The sequence below is a fragment of the Streptomyces sp. NPDC037301 genome, assembly GCF_055602785.1.
The window spans coordinates 140,640-157,120 of the sequence record NZ_JBVJWD010000011.1 but is presented as its reverse complement, the minus strand read 5'-3'; the positions used below and the strand labels follow the sequence as shown (position 1 = coordinate 157,120).

The window sequence follows — 16,481 nt, the reverse complement described above, 5'->3', positions numbered from 1 at the left end:
TTGCTGTGGACTGGTCCCGGAGAGTTTGCTCAGCACTGCACCAACCAGCGCTTTCAGTAACTTTTTCTCCGAGTGAGGTCGATCCGTGTCCACGCTTCCCACCACCCCGCAGTCCGCCGACTCCCCGGCCACCGGCACCGCTCGCGTCAAGCGCGGCATGGCCGAGCAGCTCAAGGGCGGCGTGATCATGGACGTCGTCAATGCCGAGCAGGCGAAGATCGCCGAGGATGCGGGCGCCGTGGCCGTCATGGCCCTGGAGCGGGTGCCGGCCGACATCCGCAAGGATGGCGGCGTGGCCCGGATGTCGGACCCGAACATGATCGAGGAGATCATCGAGGCCGTCTCCATCCCGGTGATGGCGAAGTCCCGCATCGGACACTTCGTCGAGGCCCAGGTCCTGCAGTCCCTCGGTGTCGACTACATCGACGAGTCCGAGGTCCTCACCCCGGCCGACGAGGTCAACCACAGCGACAAGTTCGCCTTCACCACCCCGTTCGTCTGTGGCGCCACCAACCTCGGTGAGGCCCTGCGCCGCATCGCCGAGGGCGCGGCCATGATCCGTTCAAAGGGCGAGGCCGGCACCGGAAACGTCGTCGAGGCGGTCCGTCACCTGCGCCAGATCAAGAACGAGATCGCCCGGCTGCGCGGCTACGACAACAACGAGCTGTACGCCGCCGCGAAGGAGCTCCGCGCCCCGTACGAGCTGGTCAAGGAGGTCGCCGAGCTCGGCAAGCTGCCCGTCGTGCTGTTCTCCGCGGGCGGCGTCGCCACTCCCGCCGACGCCGCGCTGATGCGCCAGCTCGGCGCCGAGGGCGTCTTCGTGGGCTCCGGCATCTTCAAGTCCGGCGACCCGGCCAAGCGCGCCGCCGCCATCGTGAAGGCCACCACCTTCTACGACGACCCGAAGATCATCGCGGACGCCTCCCGGAACCTGGGCGAGGCCATGGTCGGCATCAACTGTGACACTCTGCCCGAGGCCGAACGCTACGCCAACCGTGGCTGGTAATCACTGATGAGCGACACCCCTGTGATCGGAGTCCTGGCTCTCCAGGGCGACGTACGGGAACACCTGATCGCCCTGGCCTCGGCGGATGCCCTGGCCAGGCCGGTCCGGCGTCCCGAGGAACTCGCCGAGGTCGACGGCCTGGTCATTCCCGGTGGCGAGTCCACCACGATGTCCAAGCTGGCTTCCCTGTTCGGCATGCTGGAACCGCTGCGCGAGCGGGTACGGGACGGGATGCCGGTCTACGGCACCTGCGCCGGAATGATCCTGCTCGCCGACAAGATCCTCGACCCGCGCTCGGGGCAGGAGACGGTCGGCGGGATCGACATGATCGTGCGCCGTAACGCCTTCGGGCGGCAGAACGAGTCCTTCGAGGCGGCCGTCGAGGTCGCCGGAATCGAGGGCGGCCCGGTCGAAGGCGTGTTCATCCGCGCCCCGTGGGTGGAATCGGTCGGCGCGCAGGCCAAGGTGGTGGCGGAGCACGGTGGTCACATCGTCGCCGTACGTCAGGGAAACGCCCTGGCGACGTCATTCCACCCGGAACTGACCGGGGACCACAGGGTTCACGCGTTGTTCGTGGACATGGTGCGCGCGGTCGGCTGACTCGATCCCGGTAGGATCTCTCGGGTTCGGATCGAATTTGGTGACGCGAAGGAGAAGGCAGATGTCCGGCCACTCTAAATGGGCTACGACGAAGCACAAGAAGGCCGTGATTGATGCCAAGCGCGGCAAGCTCTTCGCGAAGCTGATCAAGAACATCGAGGTCGCGGCCCGCACCGGGGGTGTGGACCCCGAGGGAAACCCGACCCTCGTGGACGCGATCCAGAAGGCGAAGAAGAGCTCCGTACCGAACAAGAACATCGACTCCGCGGTCAAGCGCGGTGGCGGTCTCGAAGCGGGCGGCGTCGACTATCAGACGATCATGTACGAGGGATACGGCCCGAACGGTGTCGCGGTGCTCATCGAGTGCCTCACCGACAACCGCAACCGTGCCGCATCCGACGTGCGTGTCGCGATGACCCGCAACGGTGGTTCGATGGCCGACCCCGGTTCGGTCTCGTACCTCTTCAACCGCAAGGGTGTCGTCATCGTCCCCAAGGGCGGGCTGACCGAGGACGACGTCCTGGGTGCCGTGCTCGACGCGGGCGCCGAGGAGGTCAACGACCTCGGTGACACCTACGAGGTCGTCAGCGAGGCCACCGACATGGTCGCGGTCCGTACCGCGCTCCAGCAGGCCGGCATCGACTACGACTCCGCCGAGGCCAACTTCCTGCCCACCATGCAGGTCGAGCTGGACGAGGAGGGCGCGCGCAAGATCTTCAAGCTGATCGACGCGCTGGAGGACAGCGACGACGTGCAGAACGTCTTCGCCAACTTCGATGTCTCGGACGAGGTCATGGAGAAGGTCGACGCCTGAGCCACGCTCAGCACAGCCTTCACGGACGGGCCGACGGGGACACACCCCGTCGGCCCGTCGCATTGTCAGTGCGAGCCGATAGCCTGCGGGAACAGTTGACCGATCGGTACGGAGGGGGCCTCCCATGCGGGTACTCGGCGTCGACCCGGGGCTGACCCGGTGCGGTGTCGGCGTCGTCGAAGGCGTCGCCGGCCGGCCCCTGACGATGCTCGGCGTCGGAGTGGTCCGCACCGCGGCCGATGCGGAGCTCGGCCACCGGCTGGTGGCCATCGAGCGCGGCATCGAGGAATGGCTCGACGAGCACCGGCCCGAATTCGTCGCCGTGGAACGGGTGTTCAGCCAGCACAACGTCCGTACGGTGATGGGCACCGCCCAAGCCAGTGCGGTCGCCATGCTCTGCGCATCCCGGCGCGGCATACCGGTCGCCCTGCACACCCCCAGCGAGGTCAAGGCGGCCGTCACCGGCAGCGGCCGTGCCGACAAGGCACAGGTCGGATCCATGGTCACCCGACTGCTGCGGCTCGACGCCCCGCCGAAACCCGCCGACGCGGCCGACGCCCTCGCGCTCGCCATCTGCCACATCTGGCGCGCCCCCGCCGTCAACCGCCTCCAGCAGGCACACACGGCAGCCGCCGCAGCGGTTCGCACCTCACGCGTTCCCCGTACACCCGCAGTTCCCGTCCGGAAGGTCCCCCGATGATCGCCTTCGTCAGCGGCCCCGTGGCCGCACTCGCCCCGACCACGGCCGTGATCGAGGTCGGCGGCATCGGCATGGCCGTCCAGTGCACGCCGAACACCCTCGCCGGCCTCCGGATCGGCAAGGAGGCCAGGCTGGCCACCTCCCTCGTCGTGCGGGAGGACTCGCTCACCCTCTACGGCTTCGCCGACGACGACGAGCGGCAGGTCTTCGAGCTGCTCCAGACCGCCAGCGGAGTCGGACCGCGGCTCGCCCAGGCCATGCTCGCCACGCACAGTCCGGACGCCCTGCGGATCGCGGTCGCCAGCGGCGACGAGAAGGCGCTCACCGCCGTCTCCGGTATCGGCAAGAAGGGCGCGCAGAAACTCCTCCTCGAACTGAAGGACAGACTCGGCGAGCCCGTCGGCGCCCACATCGGCCGACAGGGCATCGGCACCGCCGTCACCTCCTCCTGGCGCGATCAGCTGCAGGCCGCCCTGATCGGTCTCGGCTACGCCACCCGCGAGGCCGACGAAGCGGTCACCGCTGTCGCCCCACAGGCCGAGGCGGCCCTGGCCGAGGGCGGACAGGCCCCCGTGCCGCAGCTGCTGCGCGCCGCGCTGCAGACCCTCAACCGCGCGCGCTGACCGGAGCACGTCACACCGGGGGAGACCCCGACGCCGGGCCGGGCACCGCACGGCACCGAAACACCCGAGGCGGGACAGACTGAATGAACTGGGACGAGACCGGACCCGACACCGACGAGCGCCTCGTCGACGCCGACGCGGACGGCGAGGACACCGCGGTCGAAGCGGCGCTGCGACCGAAGGACCTCGACGAATTCGTCGGCCAGGAAAAGGTGCGCGAACAGCTCGACCTGGTCCTCAAGGCGGCCAGGGCCCGTGGCGCCACTGCCGACCATGTCCTGCTCTCCGGCGCCCCCGGTCTCGGCAAGACCACCCTTTCCATGATCATCGCGGCCGAGATGGGCGCCCCGATCCGGATCACCTCGGGCCCCGCCATCCAGCATGCGGGTGATCTTGCCGCGATTCTCTCCTCACTCCAGGAGGGCGAAGTTCTCTTCCTGGACGAGATCCACCGCATGTCGCGGCCCGCCGAGGAGATGCTCTACATGGCGATGGAGGACTTCCGCGTCGATGTCATCGTCGGCAAGGGCCCCGGAGCCACCGCCATCCCGCTGGAACTGCCGCCCTTCACCCTGGTCGGCGCCACCACCAGGGCCGGACTGCTGCCGCCCCCGCTGCGCGACCGTTTCGGCTTCACCGGCCATATGGAGTTCTACGCCCCCACGGAGCTGGAACGCGTCATCCACCGCTCCGCCCGCCTCCTCGACGTGGCGATAGACGCGGAGGGCGCCTCCGAGATCGCCGGACGTTCCCGCGGCACCCCGCGCATCGCCAACCGGCTGTTGCGCCGCGTCCGGGACTACGCCCAGGTCAAGGCCGACGGACGGATCGACCGCGCCGTCGCCTCCGTCGCCCTCGGGGTGTACGAGGTCGACGCGCGCGGCCTCGACAGGCTGGACCGGGCGGTGCTCGGCGCCCTGCTGAAGCTCTTCGGCGGCGGCCCCGTCGGGCTGTCCACCCTTGCGGTGGCCGTGGGCGAGGAGCGCGAGACGGTCGAGGAGGTCGCGGAGCCCTTCCTGGTACGGGAAGGACTGCTGGCCAGGACGCCGAGGGGGCGTGTCGCGACACCCGCGGCCTGGGCCCACCTCGGCCTCGTACCTCCCCAGCACGGCGGAAAGGGACAACAGGGCCTGTTCGGGGCGTGATGCATCACAGGTTCACCCGGACAGGAACCACCGAGGGACGCCGGGCGTTGTTCCATCGATGCGGACTCGCTTAGACTCCGCCGATGCCGCCCGTACAGGTCGGTGTACCCACCCCCGTAGATCAGGCCGCCTTCCAGCGCGGTCGTGCGAAGGAAACTCGTCCCGTGAATCCCGTGACTCTCCTCCCCTTCATCGTGCTCATCGGGGCCATGTTCCTGATGACGCGGTCCGCCAAGAAGAAGCAGGCGGCCGCTGCCCAGATGCGCAATGAGATGCAGCCCGGCACCGGCATCCGGACGATCGGGGGCATGTACGCCACCGTCAAGGAGCTTCACGACGACACGGTTCTCCTTGAGATCGCGCCCGGCGTCCACGCCATCTACGCCAAGAACGCCATCGGCGCCGTTCTGGACGACGCGGAGTACAACCGCATCGTCCACGGCGACGGCGATGACGACCTCGACATCGACGGCGCGGTCGTGCCGGACGACGCCTCCTCGCTGACCGAGGCCGACGCCGACGAGGACACCTCGGACGACGCCAAGATCGACCTGGGCAAGAAGGCCGAGGCCGACGACGCCGAGCCGAAGGACGCCGAGTCCGACAAGAAGTCCGAGGGCAAGACCGACGGCGAGGCCGACGCGAAGTAACCCACGACCCGGGGATGCCGTGAGCCCACCGGTATCCGGCACTCCCCGGACCGTGCGATCTTCTGCGGGGGCGGGTCCCCACTACACTTCGTGGCCGCTCGGGCGCGTACCCGGCGCGGGGCGGTTGGACAGGGAGAAACGAGAAGGTGGCAGCACCGAAGAAGAGCCGAGGGCCGGCCGGCGGTCAGGGCAGGCCGGGGCGTTCCCTGGCTCTGATCCTGATCGCCATGGTCGCGCTCACCGGCGGGATGTTCCTGGCCGATCAGCCGACCCCACGACTGGGCATCGACCTGGCGGGCGGCACGTCCATCACGCTTGAGGCGAAGAGCGAGCCGGGCCAGGAATCGGCGATCAACAAGACCAACATGGACACGGCGGTCCAGATCATGGAACGCCGTGTCAATGGTCTTGGCGTCTCCGAGGCCGAGGTCCAGACGCAGGGCAAGAGCAACATCATCGTCAACATCCCCAAGGGCACGAATTCCGCCCAGGCCCGGGAGCAGGTCGGCACCACGGCCAAGCTCTACTTCCGGCCGGTGCTGACCGTCGCCCAGGGCACGCCCACCCCGACGCCCAGCGCCTCGACGTCCGGCAAGCCCACCCCGTCCGGCAGCCCCAGCGCCCCCACCGCCGACAAGGGCAAGACGTCGGCGACGCCGAACGCGAGCGCCACCACCCAGGGTCGCGCGGTCACCGGCGCCCTCAAGGCCGACTCCACGCCGACGCCCAAGGCGAGCACCACGCCGAAGGCCGACGCCACGCCGTCCGCGTCCGCCGCCGACGAGGCCGCCGCGGCCAAGCTGCAGAAGCAGTTCGCGGCGCTGGACTGCTCCAGCAAGGCGTCCCGCGCCGAGGCCGCACGGGGGGCCAAGCCCACCGACATGGTCGTCGCATGCAGCTCCGAGGGCGACGCCAAGTACGTCCTCGGCCCGTCCGAGGTGTCCGGCACCGAGGTCGACAACGCCAAGGCCGGCTTCGACCAGCAGCGCGGCATGTGGGTCGTCAACATGGAGTTCACCAAGCAGGGCTCCAAGCAGTTCCAGACGATCACCAAGAAGCTCTCCGCGCTGCAGTCCCCGCAGAACCAGTTCGCCATCGCCCTGGACGGCGAGGTCGTCTCCGCGCCCCAGGTGAACACGACGCTCAGCGGCAGCGCCGAGATCTCCGGCAGCTTCACCCAGCAGTCCGCCGAGGACCTGGCCAACGTGCTCTCCTACGGTGCGCTCCCGCTCTCGTTCAAGGAGCAGAGCGTCACCACGGTCACCGCCGCGCTCGGCGGCGAGCAGCTTCAGGCAGGTCTGATCGCCGGTGCCATCGGTCTGGCCCTGGTGGTCATCTACCTGGTGGCCTACTACCGAGGCCTCGCGCTCATCGCGCTCCTGAGCCTCCTGGTCTCCGGCATCCTGACCTACACGCTCATGTCGCTGCTCGGCCCGGCCATCGGCTTCGCGCTGAACCTCCCGGCGGTCTGCGGCGCCATCGTGGCCATCGGTATCACCGCGGACTCCTTCATCGTGTACTTCGAGAGGGTCCGCGACGAGATCCGCGAGGGCCGCACGCTCCGTCCGGCCGTCGAGCGGGCCTGGCCGCGCGCCCGGCGCACCATCCTGGTCTCCGACTTCGTGTCGTTCCTCGCCGCCGCGGTGCTCTTCGTGGTCACCGTCGGCAAGGTCCAGGGCTTCGCCTTCACGCTGGGTCTCACCACCCTGCTCGACGTGGTCGTGGTGTTCCTCTTCACCAAGCCCGTCATGACGCTGATGGCCCGTACGAAGTTCTTCGCCAGCGGTCACCCGTGGTCCGGCCTGGACCCGAAGCGGCTCGGCGCCAAGCCGCCGCTGCGCCGCTCGCGCCGTGTCAACGCCCCCACTGACCCGAAGGAGGCGTGAGATGTCGCGACTCGGCACTCTCGGCGCCCGTCTCTACCGAGGCGAGGTCGGCTACGACTTCATCGGCAAGCGCAAGATCTGGTACGGGATCTCGATCCTGATCACCATCACGGCCATCGTCGGCCTGGCGGTCAGCGGCCTGAACATGGGCATCGAGTTCAAGGGCGGCGCGGTCTTCACCACCCCGAAGACCAGCGTCACCGTCGCCAAGGCGGAGGACCTGGCCACGGAGGCCTCCGGCCACCAGGCAATCGTCCAGAAGCTCGGCAACGGTGGTCTGCGCATCCAGATCACCGAGGTCGACACCGCGAAGTCCGACGAGATCAAGAACAAGCTCTCCAAGGACCTCGACGTCCCGGCGGAGAAGATCGCCGCCGACCTGGTCGGCCCCAGCTGGGGTGAGCAGATCGCCAACAAGGCCTGGACCGGCCTCGGCATCTTCATGGTCCTCGTGGTGATCTACCTGGCCATCGCCTTCGAGTGGCGCATGGCCATCGCGGCCCTGGTCGCGCTGATCCACGACATCACCATCACCGTCGGGGTCTACGCCCTGGTCGGCTTCGAGGTCACCCCGGGCACCGTGATCGGTCTGCTGACCATCCTCGGTTACTCCCTCTACGACACGGTCGTCGTCTTCGACAGCCTCAAGGAGGGCACGAAGGGGATCACCAAGCAGACCCGGTGGACGTACAGCGAGATCGCCAACCGCTCCATCAACGGCACACTGGTCCGCTCCATCAACACCACCGTGGTGGCCCTGCTGCCGGTCGCCGGTCTGCTGTTCATCGGTGGTGGCGTCCTGGGCGCCGGCATGCTGAACGACATCTCCCTGGCGCTCTTCGTCGGTCTCGCCGCCGGTGCGTACTCCTCGATCTTCATCGCCACGCCGCTCGTCGCCGACCTCAAGGAACGCGACCCGCAGATGAAGGCCCTGAAGAAGCGGATCCTCGCCAAGCGCGCGGCAGCCGCCGCCAAGGGCGAGTCCGCCGAGGAGGACCCGTCGGACGACGGCTTCCCGCAGGACGCCGCCCCCGCCGCCGCGGTCGTCGGCCAGCGCCAGCAGCCCCCCAGGGGCCACGGCCGGACCCCGGGGAAGCGTCGATGACCAGCACCACCGACAGCACCCGCGAGCTCCTGCTCAGCCGGATCCGCGACGTGCCGGACTACCCGAAGCCGGGTGTGCTGTTCAAGGACATCACTCCGCTGCTCGCGGACCCGACGGCGTTCGCGGCCCTCACCGACACCCTCGCGGAGCTGTGCGTACGGCACGGCGCCACGAAGGTCGCCGGCCTGGAGGCGCGCGGCTTCATCCTGGCCGCGCCGGTCGCGGTCCGGGCGGGGATGGGATTCATTCCCGTACGCAAGGCGGGGAAGCTTCCCAGGGCCACGCTGCGGCAGGCGTACGACCTGGAGTACGGCACCGCGGAGATCGAGCTCCACGCAGAGGACCTGTGCGCCGACGACCGGATCATGGTCATCGACGACGTCCTCGCCACGGGTGGCACCGCTGAGGCGTCGCTGGAACTCATCCGGCGGGCCGGTGCCCAGGTCGCGGGCGTCGCGGTCCTCATGGAGCTCGCGTTCCTCGCCGGCCGGGCCCGTCTGGAGCCCGCTCTGGCGGGCGCACCGCTGGAGGCGCTCAGCCAGGTCTGAGAACCGCCGACCGTGAAACGGGTGCCCCAGGGATTTTCCTGGGGCACCCGTTGTGCGTCCGCGAAATGTGGTCAGCTCTTCCCGCAGCCGGCGTCGTACCTCCGGAGGTTCTGATCACTGTCTGAGCAGCAGCGGACCGTACGTGGCAACGGCTCATGCGCGAAGGACGGACAGTCGGGAACAACCGGGTGCCCGTCCCGCGTTGTGAGGGCTCTCACAGTCCCCGGGGGAGGACCGGCCACAGGGTCGATACGATGGCCTTTCCGGGGTATCCGGATCCGCACGAGGAGCGCTCTTGCCAGACGAGGCCCAGCCAGTCGCCGCCCCGCAGCCCGACAAGCCGGTGGCGGCCCCAGTCGCGCCCGGGAAGAATCAGGCCGCGGAGAAGCCGAAGCCCCCGGCCCCCGAGCCCGGCACGGGCCCGGAGCGGGCCGGTGCCCCGGCGCTGCGGCCCGCGCCCGCCTCGCCCGCTCAGCCGGCCTCCCCGGCCGCCTCCGCGCCGAAGCCCCCGGCGAAGCCCGCTGCGAAGCCGGTCACCCCGCATGCTCCCACCACCCGCTCCGGCGGCTCCTCCAACCGGGTACGGGCCAGGCTCGCCCGCCTCGGTGTGCAGCGCTCCAGCCCGTACAACCCGGTCCTCGAACCGCTGCTGCGCGCCGTCCGCAGCAACGACCCCAAGATCGAGACGTCCACGCTGCGCCAGATCGAGCGCGCCTACCAGGTCGCCGAGCGCTGGCACCGCGGCCAGAAGCGCAAGAGCGGCGACCCGTACATCACCCACCCGCTCGCCGTCACGACGATCCTCGCCGAGTTGGGCATGGACCCGGCGACGCTGATGGCCGGACTGCTGCACGACACGGTCGAGGACACCGAGTACGGCCTGGACACGCTGCGCCGCGACTTCGGCGACCAGGTCGCCCTGCTCGTCGACGGTGTCACCAAGCTGGACAAGGTCAAGTTCGGCGAGGCCGCACAGGCCGAGACCGTACGCAAGATGGTCGTCGCCATGGCCAAGGACCCCAGGGTCCTCGTCATCAAGCTCGCCGACCGGCTGCACAACATGCGCACCATGCGCTACCTCAAGCGGGAGAAGCAGGAGAAGAAGGCCCGCGAGACGCTTGAGATCTATGCCCCACTGGCACACCGCCTGGGCATGAACACCATCAAGTGGGAGCTGGAGGACCTCGCCTTCGCGATCCTCTACCCCAAGATGTACGACGAGATCGTCCGCCTCGTCGCCGAGCGGGCGCCCAAGCGTGACGAGTACCTCGCCATAGTGACCGACGAGGTCCAGGCCGACCTGCGCGCCGCCCGGATCAAGGCCACCGTCACCGGACGCCCGAAGCACTACTACAGCGTCTACCAGAAGATGATCGTGCGGGGCCGGGACTTCGCCGAGATCTACGACCTGGTGGGCATTCGGGTCCTCGTCGACACCGTCCGCGACTGTTACGCGGCTCTCGGCACCGTCCACGCGCGATGGAATCCGGTCCCCGGCCGGTTCAAGGACTACATCGCGATGCCCAAGTTCAACATGTACCAGTCGCTGCACACCACGGTGATCGGTCCCAGCGGCAAGCCCGTCGAGCTGCAGATCCGCACGTTCGACATGCACCGCCGCGCCGAGTACGGCATCGCCGCGCACTGGAAGTACAAGCAGGAGGCCGTCGCGGGCGCCTCCAAGGTGCGTACCGACGTGCCCAAGAACACCGGCCGCGGTCAGGACACCGTCAACGACATGGCGTGGCTGCGCCAGCTCCTGGACTGGCAGAAGGAGACCGAGGACCCCAGCGAATTCCTGGAGTCGCTGCGCTTCGACCTCTCCCGCAACGAGGTCTTCGTCTTCACGCCCAAGGGCGACGTCATAGCGCTCCCCGCGGGTGCGACGCCGGTGGACTTCGCGTACGCCGTGCACACGGAGGTCGGCCACCGGACCATAGGAGCACGGGTCAACGGGCGGCTCGTACCGCTCGAATCGACCCTTGACAACGGCGATCTGGTGGAGGTCTTCACCTCCAAGGCGGCCGGCGCCGGACCCTCCCGGGACTGGCTGGGCTTCGTCAAGTCGCCCCGGGCCCGCAACAAGATCCGCGCCTGGTTCTCCAAGGAGCGTCGCGACGAGGCGATCGAGCAGGGCAAGGACGCCATCGCGCGCGCCATGCGCAAGCAGAATCTGCCGATCCAGCGGATCCTGACCGGCGACTCGCTGGTCACGCTCGCCCATGAGATGCGCTACCCCGACATCTCGTCGCTGTATGCGGCGATCGGCGAGGGCCATGTCGCGGCCGCGGGCGTCGTGCAGAAGCTGGTGCAGGCGCTCGGCGGCGAGGACGCCGCCAACGAGGACCTCGCGGAGAGCGCGCCGCCCTCGCGCAGCCGCCACAAGCGCCGCTCCAACGCCGATCCGGGTGTGGTCGTCAAGGGCGTCGAGGACGTCTGGGTCAAACTGGCCCGTTGCTGTACGCCGGTCCCCGGCGACCCGATCATCGGCTTCGTCACCCGCGGCAGCGGCGTCTCCGTGCACCGCGCCGACTGCGTCAACGTCGACTCGTTGTCGCAGCAGCCGGAGCGGATCCTGGAGGTCGAGTGGGCGCCCACCCAGTCCTCGGTCTTCCTGGTCGCCATCCAGGTCGAGGCCCTGGACCGGTCGCGGCTGCTCTCGGACGTCACGCGCGTCCTGTCCGACCAGCACGTCAACATCCTGTCGGCGGCCGTCCAGACCTCCCGGGACCGGGTGGCCACCTCGCGTTTCACCTTCGAGATGGGCGACCCGAAGCACCTCGGACACGTGCTGAAGGCGGTACGGGGCGTGGAGGGCGTCTACGACGTCTACCGCGTCACTTCGGCCCGCAGGCCCTGACCGACGGACCCCGCGCATACGAGAGGCCCCCTGTGCCCGTCCCGAGGGACGCGCACAGGGGGCCTTGTCACAGCTGGTCAGCACAGCAGGTGCTGTTTTCAGCCGCCGAACTCCTCCAGGCCCTTCAGCGCCTGGTCCAGCAGCGCCTGCCGGCCTTCGAGCTCCTTGGCCAGCTTGTCGGCCCGGGCGTTGTTGCCCGAGGCGCGGGCCGTGTCGATCTGCGTACGCAGCTTGTCCACGGCCGCCTGCAGCTGACCGGTCAGACCCGCGGCGCGCGCACGCGCCTCCGGGTTCGTCCGGCGCCACTCCGACTCCTCAGCCTCCTGGAGCGCCCGCTCCACCGCGTGCATCCGCCCCTCGACCTTCGGGCGGGCGTCACGCGGCACATGGCCGATGGCCTCCCAGCGCTCGTTGATGGCCCTGAACGCGGCCCTGGCCGCCTTCAGGTCCTGCACCGGCACCAGCTTCTCGGCCTCGACCGCGAGATCCTCCTTGAGCTTGAGGTTCTCGCCCTGCTCCGCGTCCCGCTCGGCGAAGATCTCGCCGCGGGCGGCGAAGAAGACGTCCTGAGCACCACGGAAGCGGTTCCACAGATCGTCCTCGGCCTCGCGCTGGGCGCGGCCCGCAGCCTTCCACTCCGTCATCAGGTCGCGATAACGGGCGGCCGTCGCTCCCCAGTCCGTGGAGCCGGAGAGCGACTCGGCCTCCACGACCAGCTTCTCCTTGGCCTTGCGGGCCTCCTCGCGCTGGGCATCCAGCGAGGCGAAGTGGGCCTTGCGGCGCTTGGAGAACGCCGAGCGGGCGTGCGAGAAGCGGTGCCACAGCTCGTCGTCGGACTTGCGGTCGAGCCGCGGCAGGCCTTTCCACGTGTCGACGAGCGCACGGAGGCGCTCGCCCGCGGAGCGCCACTGCTCGCTCTGCGCCAGCTCCTCGGCCTCGGCGACCAGCGCCTCCTTGGCGTGCTTCGCCTCGTCGGTCTGCTTCGCCTTCTGGGCCTTGCGCTCCTCGCGCCGCGAGTCGACCGTCGCGACCAGCGCGTCGAGTCGCTTGCGCAGCGCGTCGAGGTCACCGACGGCGTGATGCTCGTCCACCTGCAGGCGCAGATGCTCGATGGCGGTCGTGGCGTCCTTGGCCGACAGGTCGGTGGTCTTCACCCGCCGTTCGAGGAGGCCGATCTCGACCACAATGCCCTCGTACTTGCGCTCGAAGTAGGCCAGAGCCTCCTCGGGGGAACCCGCCTGCCACGATCCGACGACCTGCTCGCCATCGGCTGTACGCACGTACACGGTGCCCGTCTCATCGACGCGGCCCCACGGGTCGCTGCTCACAGCGCCTCCTCCACCTGATGCCTGCGAGAGGGTTCGCCCCCCTGGCATCGTCCACAGTTTCCTGGGGCGGGCAGCGCCCGCCCTGCACAACGCCAATCTAGGCGACCGGCCGCCCGGCTGTCCGCACTCAGCGCGGCCGAAAATAATCCGGCCCGCCCTTCGTCGTCACCACCGGCCGGCCCGGTCCGGCCGCGTCACGACTTGTCGACAGCGGCCTTCGAGATGTTCACGGCCTTCTTCGGCGCACCGTCGGCCGCACCGCCGGCCACACCCGCCGCACCGATGTCCTTGACCGCCTTCAGCGAGGCATCGTCCATCGTGCCGAACGGGGTGTAGGCGGGCGGCAGTTTGCTGTCCTTGTACACGAGGAAGAACTGGCTGCCACCGGTGTGCGCCTGGCCGGTGTTCGCCATCGCCACCGTGCCCGCCGGATAGGTCACCGTGCCGTCCTTGCCCGCCTTGCCCAGCGCGGTCAGGTTCTCGTCCGGGATCGTGTAGCCGGGGCCGCCCGTGCCGTCGCCCTTGGGGTCACCGCACTGCAGGACGAAAATGCCCTGCGTGGTCAGCCGGTGACACTTCGTACCGTCGAAGAAGCCCTTGTCGGCCAGCGACTTGAAGGAGTTCGTGGTGTGCGGCGTCTTCGCCGCGTCCATCGTGAACGCGATGTCGCCCTGGCTCGTCTTGAGCGACATCGCGTACTTCGCCTTTTTGTCGATCTTCAGCGCGGGCTCGGGCACGCTGCTCTCGCTCGCCGACGGTGAGGCCGACGGGCTCGCGCTCGCGGCCGCGTCGCTCTTGTCCTTCTTGCCGTCGCCGTCGAGGGCGAGATACGAGCCCACCCCGACGATCGCCGCCACGGCCACCACGGACGTGATGACGACCGTCAGACGCCTTGTCTTGCGGCGGGCCTCCTCCCGGCGCTGCTGCTGCCGCTCGAACTTCTCCCTGGCGAGCTGCCGCCGCCGCTGATCGCTGCTGACCACCGGGTGATCTCCTTGTAGGTCGTGTGATGAGGCCTGGGCTGCCCCGTACCGTATATGGGTTAGCTGTGGAATGAGGAGCGCCGGTAGGCTCTGAACTGCTGCGACCTTCTCAGTCGCAATCCACCGTCGGACGACCATTAAGGACGATCGTGCTCATTGCCGGGTTCCCCGCCGGGGCCTGGGGGACCAACTGTTACCTGGTCGCCCCGGCCGCAGGCGAGGAGTGCGTGATCATCGACCCGGGCCATCAGGCCGCATCCGGAGTCGAGGAAGCGCTGAAGAAGCATCGGCTGAAGCCCGTCGCCGTCGTACTGACCCACGGCCACATCGACCATGTCGCCTCGGTCGTCCCGGTGTGCGGCGCGCACGACGTCCCTGCCTGGATCCACCCGGAGGACCGGTACATGATGAGCGACCCGGAGAAGGCCCTCGGCCGCTCCATCGGGATGCCGCTCATGGGTGAGCTGACGGTGGGGGAGCCGGACGACGTCAAGGAACTGAGTGACGGCGCCCGGCTGAAGCTGGCCGGTCTGGAATTCGGTGTCGCGCATGCGCCCGGCCATACCAAGGGGTCGGTGACGTTCAGGTTGCCCGAGGCCGCGGATGTTCCGCAGATCCTCTTCTCGGGCGACCTGCTCTTTGCCGGCTCCGTCGGACGCACCGACCTGCCCGGCGGCGACCACGCCGAGCTGCTCGAGTCGCTGGCCCGTGTGTGCCTGCCGCTCGACGACTCGACCGTGGTGCTGTCCGGCCACGGCCCCCAGACCACCATCGGCCGCGAGCGCGCCTCGAATCCGTATCTGCACGGTATGGACGCGCCCCGACGAGGAATGTGACGAGAGAAATTCCGTGAGCACCTTCAAGGCCCCCAAGGGCACGTACGACCTGACCCCGCCCGACTCCGCGAAGTACCTCGCGGTGCGAGAGGCGATCGCCGCACCCCTGAAGAACTCCGGCTACGGCTACATCGAGACGCCCGGCTTCGAGGACGTCGCCCTCTTCTCGCGCGGTGTCGGTGAGTCCACCGACATCGTGACCAAGGAGATGTACACCCTCACGACCAAGGGCGGCTCCCAGCTGGCGCTGCGCCCCGAGGGCACCGCGTCCGTCCTGCGCGCCGCGTTGGAGGCCAACCTCCACAAGCTCGGCAATCTGCCCGTGAAGCTCTGGTACTCCGGCTCGTACTACCGCTACGAGCGCCCGCAGAAGGGCCGCTACCGGCACTTCTCGCAGGTCGGTGCCGAGGCGATCGGTGCCGAGGACCCGGCGCTGGACGCCGAACTGATCATCCTGGCCGATCAGGCGTACCGCACGCTGGGGCTGCAGAACTTCCGTATCCTGCTCAACTCGCTGGGCGACAAGGAGTGCCGCCCTGTCTACCGGGACGCGCTCCAGGGCTTCCTGCGCGAGCTCGACCTGGACGAGGAGACCCGTCGCCGCATCGAGATCAACCCCCTCCGGGTCCTCGACGACAAGCGGCCCGAGGTGCAGAAGCAGCTGACCGGCGCCCCGGTATTGCGCGACTATCTGTGCGACGCCTGCAAGGCGTACCACGAGGAGGTGCGCGACCTGCTCTCCGCGGCAGGTGTGGTGTACGAGGACGACGAGAAGCTGGTCCGCGGCCTCGACTACTACACCCGCACCACCTTCGAGTTCGTCCACGACGGACTCGGCTCGCAGTCCGCGGTGGGCGGCGGCGGCCGCTACGACGGCCTCTCCGAGATGATCGGCGGCCCGGCGCTTCCGTCGGTCGGCTGGGCGCTCGGCGTGGACCGTACGGTGCTCGCGCTGGAGGCGGAGGGCATCGAGCTCGAACTGCCTGCGGCCACCAGCGTCTTCGCGGTACCGCTCGGCGAAGAGGCCCGGCGGGTGCTGTTCGGGATCGTCACGCAGCTGCGCCGCGAGGGTGTGGCGGCGGACTTCGCGTACGGAAACCGCGGCCTCAAGGGTGCGATGAAGAGTGCGAACCGGTCGGGGGCGCGGTTCACGATCGTCGCGGGCGAGCGGGACCTGGCCGAGGGCGTCGTCCAGCTCAAGGACATGGAGTCCGGCGAGCAGACGGCGGTACCCCTGCCGGACGTGGCCGAGGCGATCCGCGGGCGCCTGGCCTAGAGCCTCCCGGGGGGGGGGGGGGGGGGGGGGGGAGGGGAAAAGGGGGGGGGGGGGGGGGGGGGGGGAACAAAGGCCCCCCCGGCAGGGCAGGTGTATGCCTCGCCCAGCAGGAAGAAAGCAA

Annotated in this window: 15 protein-coding genes; 13 read left to right on the top strand and 2 right to left on the bottom strand. The window is 69.2% G+C overall.

Features of this window, described 5'->3' with window-relative positions; translation table 11 throughout:
• Positions 1-85 precede the first annotated feature (85 nt).
• The 11 genes from pdxS (at position 86) to ACZ7IB_RS19720 (ending at position 11,937) form a co-directional block, all read left to right on the top strand.
• Positions 86-1,006, top strand: coding sequence for a pyridoxal 5'-phosphate synthase lyase subunit PdxS (pdxS, locus tag ACZ7IB_RS19770; RefSeq protein ID WP_093898403.1), 921 nt, complete (start codon positions 86-88; stop codon positions 1,004-1,006).
• A 6-nt stretch (positions 1,007-1,012) separates the two neighbouring features.
• Entirely contained in the window at positions 1,013-1,606 is a 594-nt protein-coding gene (pdxT, locus tag ACZ7IB_RS19765) for a pyridoxal 5'-phosphate synthase glutaminase subunit PdxT (RefSeq protein ID WP_266363102.1), read from the top strand.
• Between the two features lie 61 nt (positions 1,607-1,667).
• Entirely contained in the window at positions 1,668-2,420 is a 753-nt protein-coding gene (locus ACZ7IB_RS19760) for a YebC/PmpR family DNA-binding transcriptional regulator (protein ID WP_266363104.1), read from the top strand.
• 124 nt (positions 2,421-2,544) lie between these two features.
• Entirely contained in the window at positions 2,545-3,120 is a 576-nt protein-coding gene (ruvC, locus tag ACZ7IB_RS19755; RefSeq protein WP_470913990.1) for a crossover junction endodeoxyribonuclease RuvC, read from the top strand.
• Positions 3,117-3,743: a Holliday junction branch migration protein RuvA gene (ruvA, locus tag ACZ7IB_RS19750; RefSeq protein WP_470913987.1), complete on the top strand. Its 627-nt coding sequence runs from the start codon at positions 3,117-3,119 to the stop codon at positions 3,741-3,743. Before ruvC ends, ruvA begins: the two co-directional genes overlap by 4 nt.
• Before the next feature lie 83 nt (positions 3,744-3,826).
• Entirely contained in the window at positions 3,827-4,888 is a 1,062-nt protein-coding gene (gene ruvB, locus ACZ7IB_RS19745; RefSeq protein WP_189276039.1) for a Holliday junction branch migration DNA helicase RuvB, read from the top strand.
• Between the two features lie 164 nt (positions 4,889-5,052).
• Positions 5,053-5,538, top strand: a complete 486-nt coding sequence (gene yajC, locus ACZ7IB_RS19740; RefSeq protein WP_470913984.1) for a preprotein translocase subunit YajC — start codon at positions 5,053-5,055, stop codon at positions 5,536-5,538.
• Between the two features lie 146 nt (positions 5,539-5,684).
• Positions 5,685-7,424, top strand: coding sequence for a protein translocase subunit SecD (secD, locus tag ACZ7IB_RS19735; protein WP_470913982.1), 1,740 nt, complete (start codon positions 5,685-5,687; stop codon positions 7,422-7,424).
• A gap of 1 nt (position 7,425) precedes the next feature.
• The gene (gene secF, locus ACZ7IB_RS19730) at positions 7,426-8,529 is read left to right on the top strand and encodes a protein translocase subunit SecF (RefSeq protein ID WP_470913980.1); all 1,104 of its coding nucleotides are present in this window, start codon (positions 7,426-7,428) and stop codon (positions 8,527-8,529) included.
• Positions 8,526-9,077, top strand: a complete 552-nt coding sequence (locus tag ACZ7IB_RS19725) for an adenine phosphoribosyltransferase (RefSeq protein ID WP_470913978.1) — start codon at positions 8,526-8,528, stop codon at positions 9,075-9,077. The genes secF and ACZ7IB_RS19725 overlap by 4 nt, the downstream gene beginning before the upstream one ends.
• 295 nt (positions 9,078-9,372) lie before the next feature.
• Complete coding sequence (locus tag ACZ7IB_RS19720) at positions 9,373-11,937, top strand: RelA/SpoT family protein (RefSeq protein ID WP_470913976.1); 2,565 nt, start codon at positions 9,373-9,375, stop codon at positions 11,935-11,937.
• A gap of 98 nt (positions 11,938-12,035) precedes the next feature.
• Here ACZ7IB_RS19720 and ACZ7IB_RS19715 read toward each other — a convergent pair whose 3' ends face one another.
• Positions 12,036-13,265 carry a DUF349 domain-containing protein gene (locus tag ACZ7IB_RS19715; protein WP_470913974.1) on the bottom strand — a complete coding sequence of 410 codons (1,230 nt, stop codon included), beginning with the start codon at positions 13,263-13,265 and terminating at the stop codon, positions 12,036-12,038.
• 194 nt (positions 13,266-13,459) lie between these two features.
• Positions 13,460-14,248 carry a peptidylprolyl isomerase gene (locus tag ACZ7IB_RS19710; protein ID WP_470913972.1) on the bottom strand — a complete coding sequence of 263 codons (789 nt, stop codon included), beginning with the start codon at positions 14,246-14,248 and terminating at the stop codon, positions 13,460-13,462.
• A 149-nt stretch (positions 14,249-14,397) separates the two neighbouring features.
• Here ACZ7IB_RS19710 and ACZ7IB_RS19705 point away from each other — a divergent pair, with 149 nt between their 5' ends.
• Positions 14,398-15,084: an MBL fold metallo-hydrolase gene (locus ACZ7IB_RS19705; RefSeq protein WP_470913970.1), complete on the top strand. Its 687-nt coding sequence runs from the start codon at positions 14,398-14,400 to the stop codon at positions 15,082-15,084.
• Between the two features lie 13 nt (positions 15,085-15,097).
• Entirely contained in the window at positions 15,098-16,360 is a 1,263-nt protein-coding gene (gene hisS / locus ACZ7IB_RS19700) for a histidine--tRNA ligase (protein WP_402001696.1), read from the top strand.
• The last annotated feature ends 121 nt before the right edge of the window (positions 16,361-16,481 follow it).